The organism is Streptomyces albiflavescens, assembly GCF_014645835.1.
Classification (GTDB): domain Bacteria; phylum Actinomycetota; class Actinomycetes; order Streptomycetales; family Streptomycetaceae; genus Streptomyces; species Streptomyces albiflavescens.
Genome location: NZ_BMMM01000004.1, coordinates 1 through 20558, shown reverse-complemented (window position 1 = coordinate 20558; position 20558 = coordinate 1). Strand labels below are relative to the sequence as shown.

The 20558-nt window shown below is 68.6% G+C and carries 21 protein-coding genes and 1 rRNA gene; 13 read left to right on the top strand and 9 right to left on the bottom strand.

The features are described from left to right. Positions 1 to 13: 13 nt before the first annotated feature. On the top strand, positions 14 to 790 hold the full coding sequence (pstB, locus tag IEY95_RS12455) for a phosphate ABC transporter ATP-binding protein PstB (protein ID WP_189186049.1): 777 nt from the start codon (positions 14 to 16) through the stop codon (positions 788 to 790). A 233-nt stretch (positions 791 to 1023) separates the two neighbouring features. Here the strand turns inward: pstB and IEY95_RS12450 are convergent, their stop codons facing one another. Both IEY95_RS12450 and IEY95_RS12445 read right to left on the bottom strand, forming a co-directional pair. Then, positions 1024 to 2022 (bottom strand): inorganic phosphate transporter, encoded by a 999-nt coding sequence (locus tag IEY95_RS12450; protein ID WP_189186048.1) that lies wholly within the window; start codon positions 2020 to 2022, stop codon positions 1024 to 1026. Positions 2023 to 2029: 7 nt separating this feature from the next. Next, entirely contained in the window at positions 2030 to 2650 is a 621-nt protein-coding gene (locus IEY95_RS12445) for a DUF47 domain-containing protein (RefSeq protein WP_189186047.1), read from the bottom strand. A gap of 254 nt (positions 2651 to 2904) precedes the next feature. Here IEY95_RS12445 and IEY95_RS12440 point away from each other — a divergent pair, with 254 nt between their 5' ends. Next, the gene (locus IEY95_RS12440) at positions 2905 to 3279 is read left to right on the top strand and encodes a metal-sensitive transcriptional regulator (protein ID WP_189186046.1); all 375 of its coding nucleotides are present in this window, start codon (positions 2905 to 2907) and stop codon (positions 3277 to 3279) included. A 121-nt stretch (positions 3280 to 3400) separates the two neighbouring features. Here IEY95_RS12440 and IEY95_RS12435 read toward each other — a convergent pair whose 3' ends face one another. Together IEY95_RS12435 and IEY95_RS12430 are read right to left on the bottom strand one after the other, a co-directional pair. Next, positions 3401 to 3595, bottom strand: coding sequence for a hypothetical protein (locus IEY95_RS12435; protein WP_189186045.1), 195 nt, complete (start codon positions 3593 to 3595; stop codon positions 3401 to 3403). A gap of 133 nt (positions 3596 to 3728) precedes the next feature. Beyond that, positions 3729 to 4565, bottom strand: coding sequence for an SCO4651 family lipoprotein (locus IEY95_RS12430; protein WP_189186044.1), 837 nt, complete (start codon positions 4563 to 4565; stop codon positions 3729 to 3731). A 119-nt stretch (positions 4566 to 4684) separates the two neighbouring features. On the opposite strand from IEY95_RS12430, the gene IEY95_RS12425 reads away from it, so the two are divergent. Together IEY95_RS12425 and IEY95_RS12420 are read left to right on the top strand one after the other, a co-directional pair. Next, positions 4685 to 4855: a hypothetical protein gene (locus IEY95_RS12425; RefSeq protein ID WP_189186043.1), complete on the top strand. Its 171-nt coding sequence runs from the start codon at positions 4685 to 4687 to the stop codon at positions 4853 to 4855. Between the two features lie 323 nt (positions 4856 to 5178). Continuing rightward, entirely contained in the window at positions 5179 to 6741 is a 1563-nt protein-coding gene (locus IEY95_RS12420) for an FAD-binding oxidoreductase (protein WP_189186042.1), read from the top strand. A gap of 95 nt (positions 6742 to 6836) precedes the next feature. Here the strand turns inward: IEY95_RS12420 and IEY95_RS12415 are convergent, their stop codons facing one another. Continuing rightward, the gene (locus IEY95_RS12415; protein ID WP_189186041.1) at positions 6837 to 7538 is read right to left on the bottom strand and encodes a phosphatase PAP2 family protein; all 702 of its coding nucleotides are present in this window, start codon (positions 7536 to 7538) and stop codon (positions 6837 to 6839) included. 224 nt (positions 7539 to 7762) lie between these two features. Then, positions 7763 to 8770, bottom strand: a complete 1008-nt coding sequence (locus IEY95_RS12410; RefSeq protein WP_229702848.1) for a C40 family peptidase — start codon at positions 8768 to 8770, stop codon at positions 7763 to 7765. Positions 8771 to 8859: 89 nt separating this feature from the next. Between IEY95_RS12410 and IEY95_RS12405 the strand changes: the two genes are divergently transcribed. Next, positions 8860 to 9531: a hypothetical protein gene (locus IEY95_RS12405; RefSeq protein ID WP_189186039.1), complete on the top strand. Its 672-nt coding sequence runs from the start codon at positions 8860 to 8862 to the stop codon at positions 9529 to 9531. Here IEY95_RS12405 and IEY95_RS12400 read toward each other — a convergent pair. Then, a complete protein-coding gene (locus tag IEY95_RS12400; RefSeq protein WP_189186038.1) occupies positions 9515 to 10273 on the bottom strand; it encodes a trypsin-like serine peptidase in 759 nt (252 codons plus the stop codon). The two genes, IEY95_RS12405 and IEY95_RS12400, sit on opposite strands and share 17 nt — an antisense overlap. A gap of 254 nt (positions 10274 to 10527) precedes the next feature. On the opposite strand from IEY95_RS12400, the gene IEY95_RS12395 reads away from it, so the two are divergent. The 7 genes from IEY95_RS12395 (at position 10528) to IEY95_RS12365 (ending at position 18564) form a co-directional block, all read left to right on the top strand. Next, on the top strand, positions 10528 to 10779 hold the full coding sequence (locus IEY95_RS12395) for a DUF397 domain-containing protein (RefSeq protein WP_189186037.1): 252 nt from the start codon (positions 10528 to 10530) through the stop codon (positions 10777 to 10779). A gap of 506 nt (positions 10780 to 11285) precedes the next feature. Next, positions 11286 to 11594: a DUF8827 family protein gene (locus IEY95_RS12390; RefSeq protein ID WP_028804304.1), complete on the top strand. Its 309-nt coding sequence runs from the start codon at positions 11286 to 11288 to the stop codon at positions 11592 to 11594. 199 nt (positions 11595 to 11793) lie between these two features. Next, positions 11794 to 12642 carry a DUF8175 domain-containg protein gene (locus tag IEY95_RS12385; RefSeq protein WP_189186036.1) on the top strand — a complete coding sequence of 283 codons (849 nt, stop codon included), beginning with the start codon at positions 11794 to 11796 and terminating at the stop codon, positions 12640 to 12642. After that, positions 12632 to 13942, top strand: coding sequence for a hypothetical protein (locus tag IEY95_RS12380; protein WP_189186035.1), 1311 nt, complete (start codon positions 12632 to 12634; stop codon positions 13940 to 13942). Before IEY95_RS12385 ends, IEY95_RS12380 begins: the two co-directional genes overlap by 11 nt. Beyond that, positions 13939 to 15498 (top strand): SCO6880 family protein, encoded by a 1560-nt coding sequence (locus tag IEY95_RS12375; RefSeq protein ID WP_189186034.1) that lies wholly within the window; start codon positions 13939 to 13941, stop codon positions 15496 to 15498. The genes IEY95_RS12380 and IEY95_RS12375 overlap by 4 nt, the downstream gene beginning before the upstream one ends. 14 nt (positions 15499 to 15512) lie before the next feature. After that, positions 15513 to 16937, top strand: a complete 1425-nt coding sequence (locus IEY95_RS12370) for an ATP-binding protein (RefSeq protein WP_189186033.1) — start codon at positions 15513 to 15515, stop codon at positions 16935 to 16937. 13 nt (positions 16938 to 16950) lie between these two features. Then, positions 16951 to 18564, top strand: a complete 1614-nt coding sequence (locus IEY95_RS12365) for a type VI secretion protein (protein WP_189186032.1) — start codon at positions 16951 to 16953, stop codon at positions 18562 to 18564. 109 nt (positions 18565 to 18673) lie between these two features. On the opposite strand, the gene IEY95_RS12360 is transcribed toward IEY95_RS12365, so the two are convergent. Then, on the bottom strand, positions 18674 to 19240 hold the full coding sequence (locus tag IEY95_RS12360; RefSeq protein WP_189186031.1) for a GNAT family N-acetyltransferase: 567 nt from the start codon (positions 19238 to 19240) through the stop codon (positions 18674 to 18676). A gap of 122 nt (positions 19241 to 19362) precedes the next feature. On the opposite strand from IEY95_RS12360, the gene IEY95_RS12355 reads away from it, so the two are divergent. Continuing rightward, a complete protein-coding gene (locus IEY95_RS12355) occupies positions 19363 to 20124 on the top strand; it encodes a CDP-alcohol phosphatidyltransferase family protein (protein ID WP_189186030.1) in 762 nt (253 codons plus the stop codon). A 369-nt stretch (positions 20125 to 20493) separates the two neighbouring features. Here the strand turns inward: IEY95_RS12355 and rrf are convergent. Beyond that, positions 20494 to 20558 (bottom strand): 5S ribosomal RNA (rrf, locus tag IEY95_RS51045); the annotation flags it as partial.

Sequence of the window (20558 nt, the reverse complement as noted above, 5' to 3'; positions counted from 1 at the left end):
AGCAGTGATTGAAATGGCCAAGCGAATCGACGTAAGCGGTCTCACCGCCTACTACGGCGCCCACAAGGCGATCGAAGACATCTCGATGACGGTCGAGCCCCGCTCGGTGACGGCCTTCATCGGCCCCTCCGGCTGTGGCAAGTCGACCTTCCTGCGCACCCTCAACCGCATGCACGAGGTCACCCCCGGCGGCCGCGTCGAGGGCAAGGTGCTCCTGGACGACGAGGACCTGTACGGGAACGGGATCGACCCCGTCGCCGTGCGCCGCACGATCGGCATGGTCTTCCAGCGCCCCAACCCCTTCCCCACCATGTCGATCTTCGACAACGTGGCGGCGGGCCTGCGCCTGAACGGCTCCTACAAGAAGTCCGAGCTCAGCGACATCGTCGAGAGGTCCCTCAAGGGCGCGAACCTCTGGAACGAGGTCAAGGACCGTCTGAACAAGCCGGGTTCCGGTCTCTCCGGTGGTCAGCAGCAGCGCCTGTGCATCGCCCGCGCGATCGCGGTGGAGCCCCAGGTCCTCCTCATGGACGAGCCCTGCTCGGCCCTGGACCCCATCTCCACCCTCGCCATCGAGGACCTCATCGGTGAGCTCAAGGAGCGCTTCACGATCGTCATCGTGACGCACAACATGCAGCAGGCCGCCCGCGTTTCCGACCGCACCGCGTTCTTCAACCTGGCCGCGGTCGGCCAGCCCGGCCGTCTCATCGAGATCGACGACACGGAGCGCATCTTCTCCAACCCGTCGGTCCAGGCCACGGAGGACTACATCTCCGGCCGCTTCGGCTGAGCCGACGCCACCCATACCCCTCGCGGTGCTGCATGGCGGTGCCACCGCGAGGACGAGAAGGGCCCGCCCCTGGCTCCCGGGGGCGGGCCCGCTCGTTTCCGCGCTTGTAGCGCAGTTCCCCGCGGCCCTTTTCAGGGGCGCGGGGAACTGCGCAATCTTTAAGCGGGGGTCTGGGGGCGCAGCCCCCAGGGACGGGACGGGCAGGGGCGGAGGGGGCGAGAAACCCACCCCGCCTACAGGAACGCCAGGTTCACAACCCAGAAGCTGGCCGCAGCCACCAACGCGGCCGCCGGCATCGTAATGAACCACCCCAGCACGATGTTCTTGGCGACACCCCACCGCACCGCGTTCACACGCTTCGTCGCCCCGGCGCCCATGATGGCGGAGGTGATGACATGCGTCGTAGAGATCGGCGCCTTGAAGAGAAACGCCGTGGCGAACATGATCGACGCCCCCGTCGTCTCCGCGGCGAACCCCTGAGGCGGATCGAGCTCGATGATCTTCCGCCCGAGCGTCCGCATGATGCGCCACCCACCGGCGTACGTCCCCAGCGACAGCATCACCGCACAGATGATCTTCACCCACACCGGAATTGGATCGTCCGACCCCTGGACGCCACCGATGACGAGCGCCATCACCACGACACCCATCGTCTTCTGGGCGTCCTGAAGACCGTGCCCGAGCGCCATCCCGGCCGCCGACACGGTCTGAGCAATACGGAATCCCCGCTTGGCCTTGTGGGGATTGGACCTGCGGAAGATCCACATGATCGCGCACATCACCAGGTAGCCGACGATCAGACCCACGACCGGCGACAGGAACATCGGAATGATGACCTTGTCCAGGACACCGGTCCAGAGAACGGTCGTACCACCCGCGAGCGCCGCCCCCACCAGCCCGCCGAACAACGCGTGCGACGAGGACGACGGAAGCCCGAAGTACCAGGTGATGAGGTTCCAGACGATGGCGCCGATGAGCGCCGCGAAGAGGATTCCCATCCCCTTGCCGCCCTCGGGCGTCTCGATCAGCCCGCTGCTGACGGTGTGCGCGACACCGCTGCCGAGGAACGCACCGGCGAGGTTCATCACCGCGGCCATGGCGAGCGCCGCCCGCGGGGTCAGCGCCCGCGTGGACACCGATGTGGCGATGGCGTTCGCCGAGTCGTGGAAGCCGTTCGTGTACGTGAATCCGAGCGCGACCCCGATGGTCACGATCAAAGCAAAGGTGTCCATGAACGGGTCAGGACTCCTTGACGGCGATGGTCTCCACCGTGTTCGCCACGTGCTCGAACGCGTCGGCCGCTTCCTCCAGCACATCCACGATCTGCTTGAGCTTCAGCACCTCGATGGCGTCGTACTTGCCGTTGAAGAGGTGGGCCAGCAGCTTGCGGTGTATCTGGTCGGCCTGGTTCTCCAGCCGGTTGACCTCGATCCAGTACTCGGTGAGGTTGTCCATGGTGCGGAGGTTCGGCATGGCCTCCGCCGTCAGGTCCGCGGCGCGCGCCAACACCTCGATCTGCTGCTCGACACCCTTGGGCAGTTCCTCGACGTTATAGAGGACGACCAGGTCGACGGCCTCCTCCATGAAGTCCATGATGTCGTCGAGGGACGAGGCCAGGTTGTAGATGTCCTCACGGTCGAACGGCGTGATGAACGAGGAGTTCAACTGGTGGAAGATCGCGTGCGTGGCGTCGTCACCGGCGTGTTCCGCTGCCCGCATACGCTCTGCGATCTCGGCCCGGGCGGAGGCGTCCGCCCCAAGCAGTTCCATCAGGAGTTTCGAGCCCGTGACGATGTTGTCCGCGGATGCGGAAAACATGTCATAGAAGCTCGTCTCCCTGGGGGTCAGACGAAAGCGCACGTGGGGTCCTCGGGGTGCTTCGGTTCGGTCAGGCTGATGCTAGGCGCATCATCCGGCCACGGCTAATGGGCCGTCCCCCAGTGTCGCCCATCGGGCACAGTGATCAGCACAGGGTCCGGTTCCGGCATCGGGCAAGGGCCCTATACCCAGCAAAGTTCGATACCATATACCTACCAGGGGTATATGTAAGTGGCGTTTCAGACAGGTTCGCCAACCGCCCGGGACCAATTCGGCAGATTCAGCAGGAGGACGCGATGACGACCACCGAGGCCGGCGCGACGGCACCCTCCGGCGAGGTGAAAGAGGTCCAGGAACCGCAGGAGATCGTGACCGACCACGACCGCGGAATCCACGGGTACCACAAGCAGAAGGACGAGCACCTCAAGCGCCTGCGCCGCATCGAGGGCCAGATCCGCGGCCTGCAACGCATGGTCGACGAGGACGTCTACTGCATCGACATACTCACCCAGGTCTCCGCCTCCACGAAGGCCCTGCAGTCCTTCGCCCTCCAGCTCCTGGAGGAGCACCTGCGCCACTGCGTCGCGGACGCGGCCGTCAAGGGCGGCGACGAGATCGACGCGAAGGTCGAAGAGGCGACAAAGGCGATCGGCCGACTGCTCCGTACCTGAGACACCGACCGTTTCGTACATTTCACACATGCGGTACGAGGTGACATGAATCATGGTGTGACGTGGGGTACGACGTGGCGGGGACCGGGCCACGCCCGGGTACCGGAGGAAGGCCGGGAGGCTACTCCTCGACACCCCGCTCAGGGACATCATGGGCACGCTCTTCAGCCACTTTCAGCACCTCGTCGATGCTCTCAAGACTGAGCCGGTCCTCATGGGCGGCCGAGGCCGCGATGATCAGGTCGCCGCACAGCTCGATCTCGGCGAGGGCCACGTGGTCCTGAACTGCCGTACCGCCGACCGGAGCCACGTGCATCACCTCTTCCTGCCGTCACCGACTTCCTAGAGTAGGGAGCGGCCTACACACCGCGCATGGCACGGAAGGGCCATTTCCGGCCCTCCGGTGAAGCTACGGCTCCGGATGCTCTTGCCCATCCCTCCGGAATCCACTACTCCGCGATCTTCCCGGCGAAGATGTCCCCGGCTTCCGGAAGCTGTACGTCGGCCGGGACCCCGAAGTCGAACAGCAACGTCGTCGAGGCGACCGCGACCGTGCCCTTCTGCTGCCCGTTGACAAAGCTGAACCGGTGGCGGACCTTGCGCAGCCGCCCCTGATCGTCGAGGTAGGCATCGAACGGCACCTCGGCGGTGGCGAACCCTTTGGCCGCCGCCATCAGAGCCTTCCGCTGCCCCTTCGACGCGCTCTGCGCGGCGATGTCCAGGTCGGCGGTCCCGCGATAGTGCCGCACCGGAGTCCCGGCCACCTCGGTCTTCCCCACATAGGTCGCCGCCCGCGCCCCGCGCAGCAACTCGGCCGCCGCGTACGGGTCGGTGGCGCCGCCCGTCACCAGGTTCCCGTCGGTGAGGCCGGCCGTGTCGACGCGGACCCACTTGTCGGCGGGCACGCCGGCACCGCGATTCTTCATGAACAGGGCACCCGGGGCGAGGAGTTCGGTGATCGGCCGGTGCTCGTCGGTGCCGGCCGGGTCCTGCGGCAGCAGCACCTTGAGCTGCCCCATCTGATCCTTGAAGTCGTACACGCCCTCGCCCCGGATGGTGACGCGGGTCCCGCCGGTGGCCATCTCCATGGACGTACGGGCCTTCGCACTGCCCGCGCGCTCCAGCGTGGCGGCGGCCCGGTGCAGCACCTGGACGGAGTCGGCACCGGCGTGGGCGTCCTCGGCGGCGGCCCCGCCGCCCGAGCATCCCGTGGCACACACCATCAACCCCGCCGCGACAGCCGCGACGACCGTCCAGCCGGCCCGCCCTTCCTCCAGCGCCACCATCTCCTGCCGACCCCCAGCCGGTCCGTCCCGGGCCCTCCCTGTCGTTCCGGTTAACGACGAGTAGAGGCGCCCGTCACGCGGCGGCATCCCGTTCACTTGCCTTGGGTAACGTTGTCGGCGTGGCACAGCAGGACGAGACCGACGCCTCCCTGGAACACCGGACCACGACGGTCGAACAGGGCCGCTTCTGCGTAGCCCGCTGCACGTGCGGCTGGAGAGGCCCGGCCCGCAGAGCCCGCAGCCTGGCCCGCGAGGACGCGCAAACCCACACCGGTACCCTTCTGGCCTAGGGCCTGTCGTGACGACAGGCCCTAGGTCCTGTCGTCAAATTCCCGTCGTCCGCCCGGAGGGCGGGCCCTGCGGCGTCAGGTGCGTGCTCTCGGCGTGCCGGGCACAGGCCCTCGTACTGGATGTACTTGGGTCTGTGCCCGGTGCGGCGAGAGTGCGTGCATGGCGTCGCGGGGCAGACGGGAATTTGACGACAGGGCCTAGCCGTCTCGGCGGCGAACGGTCGTGCCGCTGGAGCTGCGCTGTAGCGATTCCGTGGCATTCGCCGGTGGAACCCTGGGGCCCGGGGACCCGTCTCGTTCCACGGAACCCTCGGGAGGCGCACATGCAACGGCGTACGTTCATCGGCGGAGCCACCGCCGCACTCGCGGCGGCGGCGACGTCCGCGTGCAACGGCGGTGACAGCGGCGGCCCGAAGGCCTCCGGTGCCACCGAGAGCAGCGGCACCTCCATACGCACGGCCACCACCAGCACCCGCGCCGCCGCGAACTGGGCCGCCCTGTCGAGGGAGCTGGACGGCGCACTGGTCCGCCCCGGAGACCGCAGCTGGACGGCCGCGCACCAGCTCTACAACACGCGCTTCGACAACCTGAAGCCCGCCGCCGTCGCGTATGTGGCCCACGCGGACGACATCCGCACCACCATGGACTACGCCCGCGCCCACGGCATCAAGGTATCGATCCGCAACGGCGGCCACTCGTACGCCGGCTGGTCCTCCGGCAACGGCCGCCTGGTCGTCGACGTCTCCAAGCTGAACAAGATCCGGGCGTCCGGGAACGAGGCGGTCGTCGGAGCCGGATCGAAACTGATCGACGTCTATCGCACCCTCGCCGCGAAGGGTGTGACCATCCCGGCCGGTTCCTGCCCGACCGTCGGCGTCTCCGGACTGACGCTCGGGGGCGGCCACGGCGTCGTGTCACGGGCGTACGGTCTGACCTGCGACAGCCTTACGCAGGCGACGCTGATCACCGCCGACGGCAAGCAGCTCGTCGCGAACGCCACCGAGAACAAGGACCTCTTCTGGGCCCTGCGCGGCGCCGGCAACGGCAACTTCGGCGTCGTCACCGAGCTGCGCTTCCGGACCCACCCCGCCCCGCAGGCCGTCTCGGCGTACATGACCTGGCCCTGGGCCAAGGCCGCCGCCGTGGTGAAGGCCTGGCAGGAGTGGGGCCCGGACCAGCCGGACGAGATCTGGTCATCGTGCCATCTCGCGAACGCGGCCGGAGGCACGCCCACGGTCTCCATCGCGGCGTTCTCCCTCGGCACGTACAGCGAACTCCAGAACGCCGTGGACCGCCTGGCCGACAAGATCGGCTCCCCCGCGCGCAGCGTCTCCCTGAAGAAGCGCTCGTACGAGGACTCGATGGAGGTGTACGCGGGCTGCTCCTCCTTCCCGACCGATGCCCAGTGCCACCTCCCGGGATCGACCCCGGGCCGCAGCCCCCAGGGCGCCCTCGGCCGCGAGACCTACGCGGCCCGCTCGGACTTCTTCGACCGCTCGATATCGACGGCCGGCATCCAGACGCTTCTCCACCAGATCTCGTCGGTCCGAGGCGGCTCGGGCAGCATCGCCCTGACGGCACTGGGCGGCGCGGTCAACCGCGTCTCGCCCACCGCGACGGCCTTCGTCCACCGCCGCTCGCGCATGCTCGCCCAGTACATCGCCTCCTGGCAGACGGGCACCTCGGGCACGACCGCCCAGTCCTGGCTCACCACCGCGCACAACGCGATGGCCCGGCACGCCTCGGGCGCCGCCTACCAGAACTACACGGACCCCACCCTCACCGACTGGCGCAAGGCGTACTACGGCGACGCCGCCACCCGCCTCACCACGTTGAAGAGGCAGTACGACCCGAACCACTTCTTCACGTTCCCGCAGGCGCTGTAAGGGGGCCGGCTTTTCAGCCCGTCCGGCGTTTGAGGACATGGCCGTTCAGACCGAAGCGGGGGTCTGGGAGACGGCAGCTCCCCAGCCCCAGCCGGCTACGCGGCCAGGTCCCGCTCCTCGGGCAGCTCCGCCCGAGCCCCGGGAATCACCGCATCCCGCCCGGCGGGAGCCACCCCCCGCGCCCGGATCAGCCACCCGGCGCGCGGGGCCTGCTCCACCGCCTTCATGACAGGTGTCAGCAACGCCATCGCCGGCGGCGACAACAGCAGCGCCACCGCCGTACCGAGCGCGAACCCTCCGACGACGTCCGTCGGGTAATGCACCCCCATGTACACCCGGCAGAAGCCTTCGAGCAGCGCGAGCCCGATCCCGGCCAGCCCGAACTTCCGGTTCGCCACGAACAGCCCGACCCCCATCGCCATGGTGAGCGTCGCATGATCGCTGACGAAGGAGAAGTCGGTCTTGCCGGAGACCAGGACGTCCAGCCCCTGGTGGTCGACGGAGGGGCGGGGTCTCTCCACGAAGCCCCGTATCGGCACGTTCACCAGCACCGCGATGCCGGCGGCCAGCGGCGCCCACACCAACGCGGCCACGGACGACGCGGCATGGGCACCGCCCCGCCGCCGCACGGTCCACCAGCACCACAGCACCAGCAGGACCATGGCGAGCAGCAGCCCGTACTCGCCCACGAACTCCATGCCCCGGTCGAACCAGTGCGGCGCGGACTTGGCCAGGCCGTTGATGTCGTAGAGCAGGTCGACGTCGGGGTTCGAACCGGATTCGGCGAGTCCAGCCATGGTGCTGCGGCCCCTTCGTCGTCTTTCCCGCGCGCGCACCGTTTCGTGCGCGGCTCGATCCACCCCCGTGGTCGTAGAACCGCTAGAACCGCGTCATAGAACAGCGCTACGTCAAAAGGAACGCACAGTCCCTTGTCATACGTTCCACCCTCCACGGAATGATCACGCAGACGTTATCGAAGAGAGACACATCTCCGCAGCTCAGGGGGTGCTTTCCCCCAGGTTCACACGGATGTGGGCAATGCTTTCGCGCCATCTTCGGTCACCCGGGTGGCCCCGAAGTAGTCGGGGGTGTCGACGGGGTCGAAGCGAATCACGGCGCCCGGCCTCGGTGCGTCGATCATGTACCCGCCGCCCACATAGATCCCCACGTGCCGGATGGCCCGGGAGTTGGTGAGGTCGTCCGAGAAGAAGACCAGATCCCCGGGCAGCAGCTCTTCCCTCTTCGGGTGCGGCCCGGCGTTGTACTGATCGTTGGCGACTCGCGGCAGCTCGACCCCGACACTCTCGTACGCGGCTTTCGTCAGCCCCGAGCAGTCGAAGCGTCCGCCCTGGTCAGCGCCACCGTTGCCGCCCCACAGATAGAGCGTTCCGAGCTTCTTCTGCGCGTACGTGATCGCCGCCGCGGCCTGCTTCGAGGGATCCACCCGGGTCACCGGCGCGGCGAAGCTCTTCGACAGTGTCGTGATCGTCTTCACGTAGTTCCGGGTCTCCTTGTACGGCGGCACGCCTCCGTACTTGATGACCGCGTAGGCCCCCGCGTTGTAGGCGGCGAGCATGTTCTCGGTGACGTTCCCCGGCGCGTTCTTCACGTAGGAGGCGAGCTGGCAGTCGTACGAGGCGGCCGACGGAATCGCGTCATTCGGATCCCATACGTCGCGGTCGCCGTCCCCGTCGCCGTCGACTCCGTGCGTGGCCCAGGTCCCCGGGATGAATTGCGCTATCCCTTCCGCTTTCGCCGGACTCTTGGCATTCGGGTTGAACCCGCTCTCCTGATACAGCTGGGCGGCCAGCAGCGCGGGATTGATGGCGCTGCACAGATTCCCCCACTTCTGTACGAGCCCCTGGTACGCGGCGGGTACGGCTCCCTTGGCGAGCGCGACCGCGCCTCCGCCCAACCCGTTGGCGAGGTTCCCGGCGACCATGTAGACGCCGACGACGAGCAGCATCACGAAGCTGATCCCCGCCCCGACAGCAGCGGTCGCTACGATCCATGCCTTACGCACCGTCAACCGCCCCTCGCCGCCCAGGAGTCCGCCGACGGTCAGTCTAGAGGCGGGCCTCGCGCAGCGGGACGATCACGCACAAGGAGAAACCGCACGTGGCGACCCCGCCCCCGCACTCGAACCCGCCCCAGGGCAACCCCTTTGCCCCGCAAGGCGGTTACGCGCCAAACGGGGCGCAGCCGTATGGCTCATACGGCACACAGGACGCGTACGGCGCACAGAACTCGGCGTACGGCCAGAACCCGTACGCGCAGAGCCCGGCAGCACCGCACCAGAACCCGGCGTACGCCCAGACCGCCCCCGCGTACGGCCAGGACCCGTACGCCCCCGCGGGCGGCCCCGCCTACGCGGCCGCCCCGCCACCCCTTACCCCCGGCTGCCGCATATGCGCCTCGCAGCCGGCCGGGGACATGACCATCCGTCAGCACACGGGCCTGCTGGTCGCGATGCGGTTCTCCAAGATGGAGGGCCCGTTCTGCCGCTCCTGCGCGACGGCGATCCACCGCGACATGACGACGAAAACCCTGGCGGGCGGCTGGTGGAGCCCGGTGTCGCTGCTCCTGTTCACCCCCCTCACACTCCTGTGGAACCTCTACGTCCGCACGAAGATCGGCAAGCTTCCACACCCGACGACGCCGTCCCCGACCGGGGTGGTCATGGACCAGGGCAAGCCGGTCTTCCAGCGCCCGCTGGCCTACGTGGTCCTGCTCCTGCCGCTGCTCTGGCTCGCCGTGTACATCTCCAACGAGGTCACGAGCCAGTCATGACGGCCTCGCGATAGAGCGCCGCGACCTCGTCCCCGAAGACGACGCTGTACGAGACGTCGTCGGTGTCGCCGCCCTGCTGATGCCCGCCGATGACACCGACGACCTCCCCGTCACCGTTCACCCAGGGACTCCCGCTCGTCCCCCCGGCGAACTCGGGGCACTCGATGCGCTGCTGCGTGCGGCTGTGGACGGTGGGCTTGTTGGTGCAGGTGATGGGCGTATCGAAGGTGCTGGGATACCCGGTGACGGTGACGGCGGTCGACCCGGTGGCACGCCCGGCCGCAAAGACGTTCCCACCCCCCACGACATCCTCGACACCCTTCCCGTCCTTCTCGGCGAGAACGGCGAAGGCGACATCGGTGTCCTCGTCCTGCGCGTTCGTCCACCCCTCGGGGACGACGGTCCCGGCGACCTCCCAGTACCCGTACGGTGCCTGCCCGTCCCGGTACCCGGGGGCGAAGCGCAGGGTCCCTCCGCCGTCCACGCAGTGGGCGGCGGTCACGATCAGATCCCGGCCGGCGCTGTGCACGACGGACGCGGTACAGAAGTGCCCGCCGCTCCCGTGGAACAGCGCGCCCACGCGTGCGCTCTGCGCGGTCGCGGCGGCAGGCACGGTCACCCCGAGCGGCCCGGGACCGGCATCCGCGGCCGCCACGGAGGAGGACGTCACGGCCACCATCAACACGACCGCACCGAGCAGGGCGTGCCGGCGGGTGCCGGGGGGACGGGAGGTGCGCTTCATCGCCCCTCACCTTGCCGCAGGCACGTGAGAAAAACGCCGAGGGCAGACTAAAAGTCTCCTGTGAACCGCCCCCGCCGCGTCGGCGCCCGTACGCCGGAAGGTGACCCGGGCGATCCCCGGGCCCGGGGATCGTGCGGGAGTTGGAGGGTGGAGGACCAGGGCGGGGATACGGTTGCCGGGAGCAGTCTCCGCTCACGGAGCCACCCCCGCCGCCTTCCGCACCCTCATCCACGTACTGAAGGAGAACGACCACCGTGGCTGAAGTCCCCCAGAACCTGGACTGGGTCCGCGCGGCGCCCGACGACGCGACCGGCCCCGGCCCCTGGATCGAACTCGCCTTCGGGGACAACGACCTGGTCCACATCCGTGAGACCAGCGACCCGGAGAACGTCGTCACCACCACCCGGAGAAAGTGGGACGCGTTCGTACTGGGCGTACAGGCAGGAGAATTCGACCACTTCGTAGAGGGCCTGGAGGACGAGGAGTCCACCGAACCCCGGCCATGAAGTGACCGTGCCCATCCACCGGCGGCGTTCGGAGAACGGGCCGCGGCAACCGACCGCGGCCCGTTTCGCCGCGTTCAGAGGCGAGGGATAGCCTGGGGAACACCGGGCCGACGGTCGGCGTCCACATCCCGCAGACGCGACGACCCGGAGAACATCGGCTCGACGGCCCGTCAGAATCGGGACGCGCACACGGCGTACGTACGAGACGGGCGGGGCGTGCGCTTCGTAGAAGGGGTTAACGACGGAACCACACGACAGGTTCCGCTCCGACTTCATTGCCCGGCGTGACCTGCCGTGATACACAGAGTGACCATGCGACCCCTCGCATACCGTCGCACGCCTCCCGTGAGGATCCCGCGTACGCCGGTGACAAGGGATTCGTACGAAACCCGCCAATCAATGACGCCAAGTCGACATACGACAGCGTCATTGTCGGCGAGAATGGGCCCGACCTCTGCGCGCAGTGGCAGGGGGTGCAGAACTACCCACTAGGGGCGGTGACTTACATGCTTTTCGCAGCCGATAAGGGCGACATCACCACGATCATCGGCGGGATCGCTCCGGACTGGGGTCCCTTCGGCAGCCTGGGCAACGAAGCGAAGGTGATGATCGAGGTCGTGATGGCGGTCGCCATCCTGCTCTGCCTCGGCATCGCGATCTGGGGCGCGGCCAAGCAGCGCATCGGTGCGACCGCCCTCCGCGACACCTTCAGTGCCGAACAGGGCAAGGGCCTCATCATCGCGGGCCTCACCGGAGTCTTCATCATCGGATCGCTCGGCACACTCTTCACCATCGTGTACGGCATGGCTGTCTAGGCCCGGCCATGCCTGGCGCACCGTCAGTCCCCGGCCGGGCGCGCCCGATCCTCTCCCCTCCGACCCACCCGTCCGTCGTGCCCACCGGCTGAGGTTGCGTTTCCCTGATGTCGAGTCACCACACCGCGCCCGCGCGGGAACCAGCACGGCTACCGTCGTACTACTTGGTTCAGCGAGAGGTTGAGGGGGCGTACGCGACATGAGTCTCGGTGACGAACCCGGCTACGGCGACGCCTCGCGCGGCGAGGACGGGGGGTACGGCGGCTCCGGCCAGACCCGGACCCGCCTCCCCGACCGCCCGGGCGACGTCTACGGCGGCGCCCGCCGCGGGCGGTCCTCCTCCCGGAGCCTGGTCACGGTCGTCGGCGTCGTCGTCCTCCTGATCGCCGCGATCGCCTTCGCGAACCGTGGAGGGGACGACTCCTCTTCGGGCAACGGAGGCGGCGACAAGGCGAAGACATCACCTACGGCGGCCTCGGGGACGCGTCCGGTGGAGTCGAAGACGGCGGGGATCCCGTCGGGGTTCGCGCGGAGCGAGCAGGGGGCGCAGAGCGCGGCGGCGAACTATGCGGTGGCGTTGGGTTCGGCCGACATGTTCAACAAGGGCAAGCGGGACCAGATCCTCTCGGCCGTCGTCACCCCGTCCCGGGTGACCGAGTTCGAGACCACGCTGGACAAGGCGTACACCCCGCAGTTCAACAAGAACGTCGGCCTCAACGAGGACGGCTCGGCGCCCCAGGGCTACACGTTCGTCTCGCGGACGAGCCCCATCGGCACCAAGGTGACCGCGTCCTCCGGTGACACCGCGACAGTCGAGGTCTGGTGTGGCGGTCTACTTGGCCTCGCGGGCCAGAACTCCACCAACCCCGTCACCAGCAGCTGGTTCACCATCACCATGAAGCTGGAGTGGACCGGCGGGGACTGGAAGATCGTCTCGCACTCTCAGAAGGACGGCCCCGCGCCCGTCCCGGGCGACGATCGGGCCTCCAGCGCCGACGACATCGCGAAGGCTGTCGAGGAGTACGGAGGGTTCTCGTATGCCCGCTAACCATCGCGTACTCAAACTCGGCGCCGCCGTTGGGGCCCTGCAGGCCACCGCGGTGCTGGTGGCCACGCGGGCCGTCGCCGCGCCCACTCCGTCGCCAAGCAGCGACCCCTGCGGCCTCATCCACGGCCCCGCCAAGAACTACTGCGAAGGCGACAGCGGCAGAAAGGGCACCGGAGGCAGCCTCGACCCCACCTCCACCCTCGACCCCCTCTCCTCCCTCGCCAAGGGCTGCGCCGACGCCGCCTCCTGGACCATCGACAAGCTCTCCACCGCGGTCAACGACACGGCGAACGTCGACTTCACGAACCCCAAGTTCCTGCAGCAGTACGCCGTCGTCTTCGCGGCGTCCACGATCCTCACCCTCCTGCTCTGGCTGCTGGCGGTGGCGAAGAGGGCGGTGCGGGGTGTCCCGCTCACCACCGCGCTGTCGGAGGCGATCGGGTTTCTGTGGCTGACGGTGCTGGCGAGCGCCTTCACCCCGCTGATCCTCTACACCGTCGTCTCGGCGACGGACGGTGTCACCGAGGTGCTCGCCAAGACCACCGGCAACCAGACGGACACCTTCTTCGGGACGTTCTCCGGCGCGCTGAGCAAGGGCGAGGACATCGGCGGCGGCCCGATCATGCTGATCGTCGTGTCGCTGGTGTCGATCCTCGCGGCGGGTGTGCTGTGGCTGGAGCTGGTGATCCGGGCCGCCCTCCTCTACGTCGGCGCCCTGCTCGGCACCGTCGTCTACGCGGGTCTGGTCGACAAGAACCTGTGGGGCCATGTCCGCCGCTGGGCGGGCATCATGATCGCGGTGATCCTGGTGAAGCCGGTGATCGTGATCGTGCTGGGGCTCGCCGGGGCGCTGTCCACCGACAGCGGGCCGGACGCCTTCTCCGCCGTCGTCTCCGGCCTCGCCATCATCCTGCTCGCCATCTTCGCCAGCGCGATGATCTACCGCTTCGTACCGGGCTTCGGCGACGAGATCGCGGGCTCCCGCAACAACCGCATCATGCAGGGCGCCGAGAGCAAGGCCGCGGCCGTGATCAGCTCGCCGGCCACCCTGGTCGCGCAGGGCATCAAGACCCACAGTTCCCGCGCCGACAACAACGGCGGCGGAGGCGGTGGCAACCAGCCCCGCCCCGCCAACCCGGCCTCCGGCGGTGTGGCCGCGCACAGCACGCGTACGCCGAACGGAGGCGGCGGATCTGTCCCCTCCGCCGCACCCCCGCCGCGTACCAGCCCGGCCAACACCCCGCACGCAAGCAGCACCCGCAACAGCAGTACCAACCGCACGGGAGGTGAAGGGCGTTGACGACCGAGTCCCACGTGTCCCATCCGGTCACGCCCCGCCGTACATATCTGATCGGCCGCGCCCGGCCGAACGCGATCGTCGGCCGGAATCGTGAATCCGGCGAGATCGCGCTGATCATCGCGGGCGCGTTCCTCGGCATGATGTGCGGTCTACTCGTCCCCGTCCTGTCCCTGCGGATCGTCTTGCTCATGGGCTTCCCGCTCCTTGCGCTGGCCGCGGTGTACGTCCCGTACAAGCGCCGCACGTTCTACAAGTGGTTCGAGATCAACCGCAGTTACAAGCGGACCCTGCGCCAGGGGACGACGTACCGGTCGAACGTCATGGAGGCGGGTACGCGTCTCGACGGCCGTGAGATCGAGATCGGACCGCCGCCGGGTATCGGCCGCATCTCATGGCTCGCGGCGCCCTTCGGCCCGGACGAGATCGCCGTCCTCCTGCACGCCGACCGCCGCACGGTGACGGCAGCGATCGAGATCGAGGGACCGGGCGTCGGCCTGCGCGACTCCGAGGACCAGGAAGCCCTCGTCGACCGCTTCGGGACCCTCCTCAAGCACGTCGCGAACGGCGACGGCTTCGTCACCCGGCTGCAAATGCTCGCGCGCACCCTGCCCGCCGACCCGGACGCACACGCCAAGGACGTCGCCGTGCGAGGCGACGGGAAGGCCCCCGGGTGGCTCCAGCAGTCGTACGACCAACTGCAGTCCATGGTGTCCACGAGCAGCGAGCAGCACCGGGCGTACCTCGTCGCCTGCATGCACTACTCGCGCGAACTCGCCGCCGAGGCACAGGCGATGGCGCGGGCGGCACGGCCCCAGGGCGGGAGGAAGCTCGACCGGGACGCGGGCCTCGCCGTCGTCATGGCGCGCGAGCTCACCGACATCTGCTCGCGGCTCCAGGAAGCCGACATCCGCGTACGGCAGCCGCTCGGTCAGGGGCGGCTCGCCTCCCTCGTGCACTCGATGTACGACCCGGACCACCCGATCGACCACATCCAGGCGATGACCAAGCGCAACGCCTGGCCCGCCGAACTCGACGCCATGGAGCCCACCTACCTCCAGGCGAAGACCCGCGAGTCCTCCACCCGCGCACCCTGGTGCCACGCCACGGCCTGGGTGAAGGAGTGGCCGATGACCCCGGTGGGCGTCAACTTCCTCGCCCCGCTGCTCGTCCATACCCCGGACGTGATCCGGACCGTGGCCGTCACGATGGACCTCGAACCCACCGAGGTCGCCATCGAGCGCATGCTGACCGAGAAGACGAACGACGAGGCCGAGGCCAGCCGCGCCGCCAAGATGAACCGCACCGTGGACCCACGCGACGTCGCCTCGCACAACCGCCTGGACCAGCGCGGTGAGGATCTCGCCAGTGGCGCCGCGGGCGTCAACCTCGTCGGCTACATCACGGTCTCCGCCCGCTCGCCGGAAGCCCTCGCACGCGACAAGCGGACGATCCGCGCCTCGGCCGGCAAGTCGTATCTGAAGCTGGAGTGGTGCGACCGCGAGCACCACCGCGCCTTCGTCAACACACTGCCGTTCGCCACCGGAATCCGCAGGTAGGGGCTGATGTTCTGATGCGGGATCCGCTGTCCGCCGCCACGGACGCCTTCACGTCCTTCCTCTTCGGCAAGGTCGAGACGACCCGCCTCCCCGTGCGCACCTCCACGGGTCAGGCCCAGGCGGTCTACCTGCCGACCGCCGCGCCCGGCCTCGGCGACTCCGGTGTCATCATCGGACGCGAGGTGTACTCCGGGAAGGGGTACATCTACGACCCCTTCCAGCTGTACGGGCAGCAGCTGCCGGCCCCGCACTGGCTGGTCCTCGGCGAGTCCGGCAACGGCAAGTCGGCCCTGGAGAAGACGTACGTCCTCCGTCAGTTGCGCTTCCGGGACCGCCAGGTCGTCGTCCTCGACGCACAGGGCGAGGACGGCGTCGGCGAATGGAACCTGATCGCGGAGGAGCTGGGAATAACTCCCATCCGGCTCGACCCGACCGCGGCGCTCGACATGGGCATCCGCCTCAACCCGCTCGACCCGGCGATCACGACGACGGGCCAGCTCGCGCTGCTCCGGACGATCATCGAGGTCGCGATGGGCCACGGCCTCGACGAGCGCTCGGGCTTCGCTCTGAAGGTCGCGCACGCGTACGTGAACGAGACGATCGTCGAGCGCCAGCCGGTGCTGATGGACATCGTCGAACAGCTGCGGCACCCCGAGCCGGAGTCGGCGGAGGCGATGAACGTCGCCATAGACGACGTACGGGCGTGGGGCCTGGACGTGGCGCTGGTCCTGGACCGCCTGGTCGACGGTGACTTGAGGGGCATGTTCGACGGCCCGACCACGGTGGGCATCGACCTCGACGCGCCCCTCATCGTCTTCGACCTGTCCCACATCGACCGCAACTCGATCGCCATGCCGATCCTGATGGCGATCGTGGGCGTGTGGCTTGAGCACACATGGATCCGCCCCGACCGGAAGAAGCGCATCTTCCTGGTCGAGGAGGCGTGGCACATCATCAACAGCCCCTTCGTGGCCCAACTCTTCCAGCGTCTGCTGAAGTTCGGCCGGCGACTGGGTCTGTCCTTCGTGGCGGTGGTCCACCACTTGTCCGACGTGGTCGACGGCGCGGCGGCGAAGGAGGCGGCGGCGATCCTGAAGATGGCGTCGACAAGGACGATCTACGCCCAGAAGGCGGACGAGGCGCGGTCGACGGGCCGGGTGCTGGGCCTGCCCAGGTGGGCGGTCGAGATCATCCCGACGCTGACCCCCGGCATCGCGGTCTGGGATGTCAACGGCAACGTCCAGGTGGTGAAACACCTCATCACCGAGACCGAGCGCCCCCTCGTCTTCACCGACCGCGCCATGACCGAGTCCTCCGCGGACCTGCTCTCCGACGACGCGCTGCGCGCCGCGGAGTTGGAGGCGGAGGAGCGGGCTGCGGCCTTCGTGGAACAGCACCTCAGCGATCTCGACGACTCCTCCGAGTCCACGGTGGCGTGAGAGGTGGCGTGAGATGAGACAGGACCAGCGTGACGGGCGTCGCGAAGGGGAAGGCGGCATCCCCGACGGGCTGTTGGTCGGCGTACTGGCCTTCCTCCTTGGCATGACGCTGATGGTGTGGACGGCCACGGGCCTCGCGGGTTGGTTCGCCCGGGGTGCCTGGCCGGACGCGGTCACCTTCTCGCACACGCCGCTGGCCATGCGCCACCTCATCGGGCAGCCGCATGACATCACGGGGGCCTGGCCCGACACCCCCGCGGCCCAACTGTCCGGCTACGGGCTCTTCTGGGGCCTGTTCATCGGCCAGTTGATGGTGCTGCTGGTCCTGACGGTGTTCGTGATGGGGACAGTGGCAAGGTGGAGGGCGGGAAGGGCGAGACGCAGGGCGGAGGCTGCCGACGAGGGGATGGGGGTACCGAGGCAGGGGAGAGCGCCTCGCACTCCGGCGGCCACCCAGCCGACGACGACCTCTTCGAGGGCCTCTTCGACAGCCGACGGTGGGGCGGGCGGGTGGGAAACCGCTCGCTCCGAAGGCGCGCCGCCGCACCCCATAACGGCGCCGCAGCCGATGTCGACGGCTCCTTCGGCAGCTGACCGTGAACCGGTGAGCGGACGGGAAAGCCTCCGCGCCGAAGACGCGGTCCTGCCGACGGTGGCGGCGCGGGAACGGGGCGAACGGGCGGCCGGGTGGGCAACACGCGCCGCAGGCACCGTCGTCCTCGCCCCCGCCGAAGCCCGCCACATCACCGCCGCCCAAGCCGTCCGAGACGCCGAAGGCCCGGCCCTGGTCATCACCTCGAACCCCAGAACCTGGTCGGAGACCAAGGACGCCAGAGCCAAGCTCGGCCCCGTCCTCCTCTACGACCCCTCGCATCTGTGCGACACCCCGGCCCGCCTCCACTGGTCCCCGGCAACGAGCTGCGAGGACAAGGCGACGGCGGCGGCAAGAGCGGCCGCGATACTTGCCCCCGTACGCCCCACCGCCAAGGTCGACCAGGCGATGGCAGACGTCGCGGAAACGCTTCTGCGCAGCTATCTGCACGCCGCGGCCGTGGAGGGCAAACCCTTCCGCCACGTCCACCGCTGGGCCCAGGGCACCCAGGTACAGGACGCCGTACGAGTTCTTCGTACCCACCCCAAGGCCGCATCCGGCGCCGCGGGCGAACTCGAGGCCGCCCTCACGTCGCACCCCGAACGCCGAGACATCGCACAGGAATTGACGGCTCGCGCCCTCTCCTCCCTCTTCACCGTGAACGTCCGCGAAGCCTGCACTCCGAACCGAAATGACAGCCTTGCCTTGGATTCCTTCGTCAACGAAGGGGGCACGCTTTATGTGATCGGTGAACCCATCGAGGACCCCAAGGCGAACCCCGGCGCGATGCCGCTCCTGACGGCCCTCGCCTCAAGCGTGGTCGAGCGCGGCCGGCGCATGGCCGAACGGTCATCCTCCGGTCGCCTCGACCCACCACTCACGCTCGTCCTGGACGACGTGGCGGCCGTGGCCCCGCTCCCCCAGCTCCCGGACCTCCTGACCAGCGGAGCCAACCGGGGCCTCCCGACCCTCGCCCTGCTCCGCTCCCAGGAACAGGCGAGGTCCCGCTGGCCCCAGTACGAACTCCCGGTCTGACCGGGGACTGGACGAGGACCACGCAGGGACCGGGCAAGGACCGGCAAGGACCGGCAAGGATCCGCAAGGGTCAAGGCCAGGCGGAGGCCAGGCGAGGCTCACGCAAGGGCTAGACGCCCCGCGAGCTCCCCCGAGTGATCACGAACTCGAGCTCCAGCTCCCCCGGCGCCCCCGGCACCTCCACGCTCTCCCCGGTCGGCACGAACCCCGTCTTGCGGTAGAACGTCTCGGCCCGACCGTTCTTCTCGTGCACGAACAGCCGTACGCGATCGAGCCCGATCCCCCAGGACCACTCAAGGGCGGCATCGAACAGCGCTCCGGTCACCCCGACACCGCTCCCCCGGTGCTCCGGCCGTACGAAAACCCCCACCAGATGCCCCTGGCTCTGCTCGATCACACTCCCAAAGGGATCCCGCGACCCGGCCTCTTCGACCAGCACGGTCACGGATCCGGCCCACTCCCCGCCCTCACCCACGGCGACGAACTGCTGCCGCTCGGTCGTCCCCACCGCGGCCCCCGCGGCACGCTCCCGCCAGAACGCGTCCGGCTTGACGGCGGCATCCTCGTACGTCTCCAGGAACGCGAGATGCGCGACGGGGTCCCGCAGGGCGGCGAGCCGGAGCTCCTTCACCTTGGCCCACTCGTCGGAACATATGGACCGGATCACGTGGTTCATGGGGGCCACCGTAATACGCGCGTACGACATCACCCACCGGTTGTCCACCCTGCCTACGCCCGCCGTCCGGGCCCCCGTCATGCTCTTCCCTGAACGCACATTGATCCAGGGGAGAAATCCGCATGACCAAGGTCCAACTAGAGGAACTCCGCGAGGTCATCCACCCCGCGGGCAAACTGGACAGCAGGGCGGAGCACTGGGCCGGCCGCCTCTATATGCGTGCGCTCTCGCTGCGGGTGACCCGCCTGATGCTGGGCACGCGCTTCTCGCCGAACCAGATCACGACGGTCATGGTCTTCGCGGGCGTACTCTCCGGAGTCGCCCTGGCCCTGCCGGGCCTCGGCGGCGCCGCGCTTTCCGTCGTCTTCATGCAGCTGTACCTGCTGCTGGACTGCGTGGACGGCGAAGTGGCCCGCTGGCGCAAGCAGTTCAGCCCGCTCGGCGTCTACCTGGACCGCCTCGGCGCCTACCTCGCCGACGCCGCCGTCATGGTCGGGATGGGCATCCGCGCCTCCGAACTCGGCCTGGACCCCTACCTGGTGGCCGGCCTGGCGGCAGCCATCGGCGTGCTGCTCCTGAAGTCGTCCTCCGACCTCGTCCACGTGGCGCGCTCCGACAGCGGCATGGAGAAGGCCACCGACCAGTCCGTCGTCCCGCGCTCCAGCGGCCTTGCCCGGGTCCGCCGCCTCACCTCGGCCGTCGGCCTCCACCGCCTGGTCAACGGCATCGAGTGCACCATCCTGCTGCTCGTGACGGCGATCGTCGACCTGGCGCTCGGCGACCTGACGGCGACGAAGATCGCGACCGTGGCCGTGACGGCGATCGTGTGGCTCCTCGTCCCCGCCCACATCGTCTCGATCGTCGCGTCGTCCCGCCTGAAGTAGCCTCCCCGATGGAATGGCCCCCACTCCGATGGGAGTGGGGGCCGGCGTACGTCACTCAGTCGTCGTCATCCAGATCTGCCGCCCGATCCCTGATCATTGGGCACAGCCCCCTACAGATCGGGCCGGGGCTCAGCATCACGGAGTCAATGCCCCGCACGCTCTGCCAGACCGCCTCACTCGCACGCTCTGCCAGACCGCCTCACTCGCACGCTCTGCCAGACCGCCCCATTCGCATGCGGCCTCGCTGTGAACGGGTTCAGCATCGATGTCGCATGGGATCCCATTGATGCGCGCATGACTACCTAGTGAACGCGAAAAAGCCCCAACTCCGGGTGTATACCCAAGAGTTGAGGCTTCTTCTCAAAATTTGTTCGGCGGCGTCCTACTCTCCCACAGGGTCCCCCCTGCAGTACCATCGGCGCTGTAAGGCTTAG

Bases quoted from the DNA above. Each gene is read 5' to 3' on its own strand.
- IEY95_RS12360 (WP_189186031.1), bottom strand. From the start codon at position 19,240: ATGAACCACGTGATCCGGTCCATATGTTCCGACGAGTGGGCCAAGGTG.
- IEY95_RS12415 (WP_189186041.1), bottom strand. From the start codon at position 7,538: ATGGCTGGACTCGCCGAATCCGGTTCGAACCCCGACGTCGACCTGCTC.
- IEY95_RS12355 (WP_189186030.1), top strand. From the start codon at position 19,363: ATGACCAAGGTCCAACTAGAGGAACTCCGCGAGGTCATCCACCCCGCG.
- IEY95_RS12435 (WP_189186045.1), bottom strand. From the start codon at position 3,595: ATGCACGTGGCTCCGGTCGGCGGTACGGCAGTTCAGGACCACGTGGCC.
- pstB (WP_189186049.1), top strand. From the start codon at position 14: ATGGCCAAGCGAATCGACGTAAGCGGTCTCACCGCCTACTACGGCGCC.
- IEY95_RS12430 (WP_189186044.1), bottom strand. From the start codon at position 4,565: ATGGTGGCGCTGGAGGAAGGGCGGGCCGGCTGGACGGTCGTCGCGGCT.
- IEY95_RS12440 (WP_189186046.1), top strand. From the start codon at position 2,905: ATGACGACCACCGAGGCCGGCGCGACGGCACCCTCCGGCGAGGTGAAA.
- IEY95_RS12390 (WP_028804304.1), top strand. From the start codon at position 11,286: ATGCTTTTCGCAGCCGATAAGGGCGACATCACCACGATCATCGGCGGG.
- IEY95_RS12370 (WP_189186033.1), top strand. From the start codon at position 15,513: ATGCGGGATCCGCTGTCCGCCGCCACGGACGCCTTCACGTCCTTCCTC.
- IEY95_RS12450 (WP_189186048.1), bottom strand. From the start codon at position 2,022: ATGGACACCTTTGCTTTGATCGTGACCATCGGGGTCGCGCTCGGATTC.
- IEY95_RS12385 (WP_189186036.1), top strand. From the start codon at position 11,794: ATGAGTCTCGGTGACGAACCCGGCTACGGCGACGCCTCGCGCGGCGAG.
- IEY95_RS12400 (WP_189186038.1), bottom strand. From the start codon at position 10,273: ATGAAGCGCACCTCCCGTCCCCCCGGCACCCGCCGGCACGCCCTGCTC.
- IEY95_RS12365 (WP_189186032.1), top strand. From the start codon at position 16,951: ATGAGACAGGACCAGCGTGACGGGCGTCGCGAAGGGGAAGGCGGCATC.
- IEY95_RS12420 (WP_189186042.1), top strand. From the start codon at position 5,179: ATGCAACGGCGTACGTTCATCGGCGGAGCCACCGCCGCACTCGCGGCG.
- IEY95_RS12380 (WP_189186035.1), top strand. From the start codon at position 12,632: ATGCCCGCTAACCATCGCGTACTCAAACTCGGCGCCGCCGTTGGGGCC.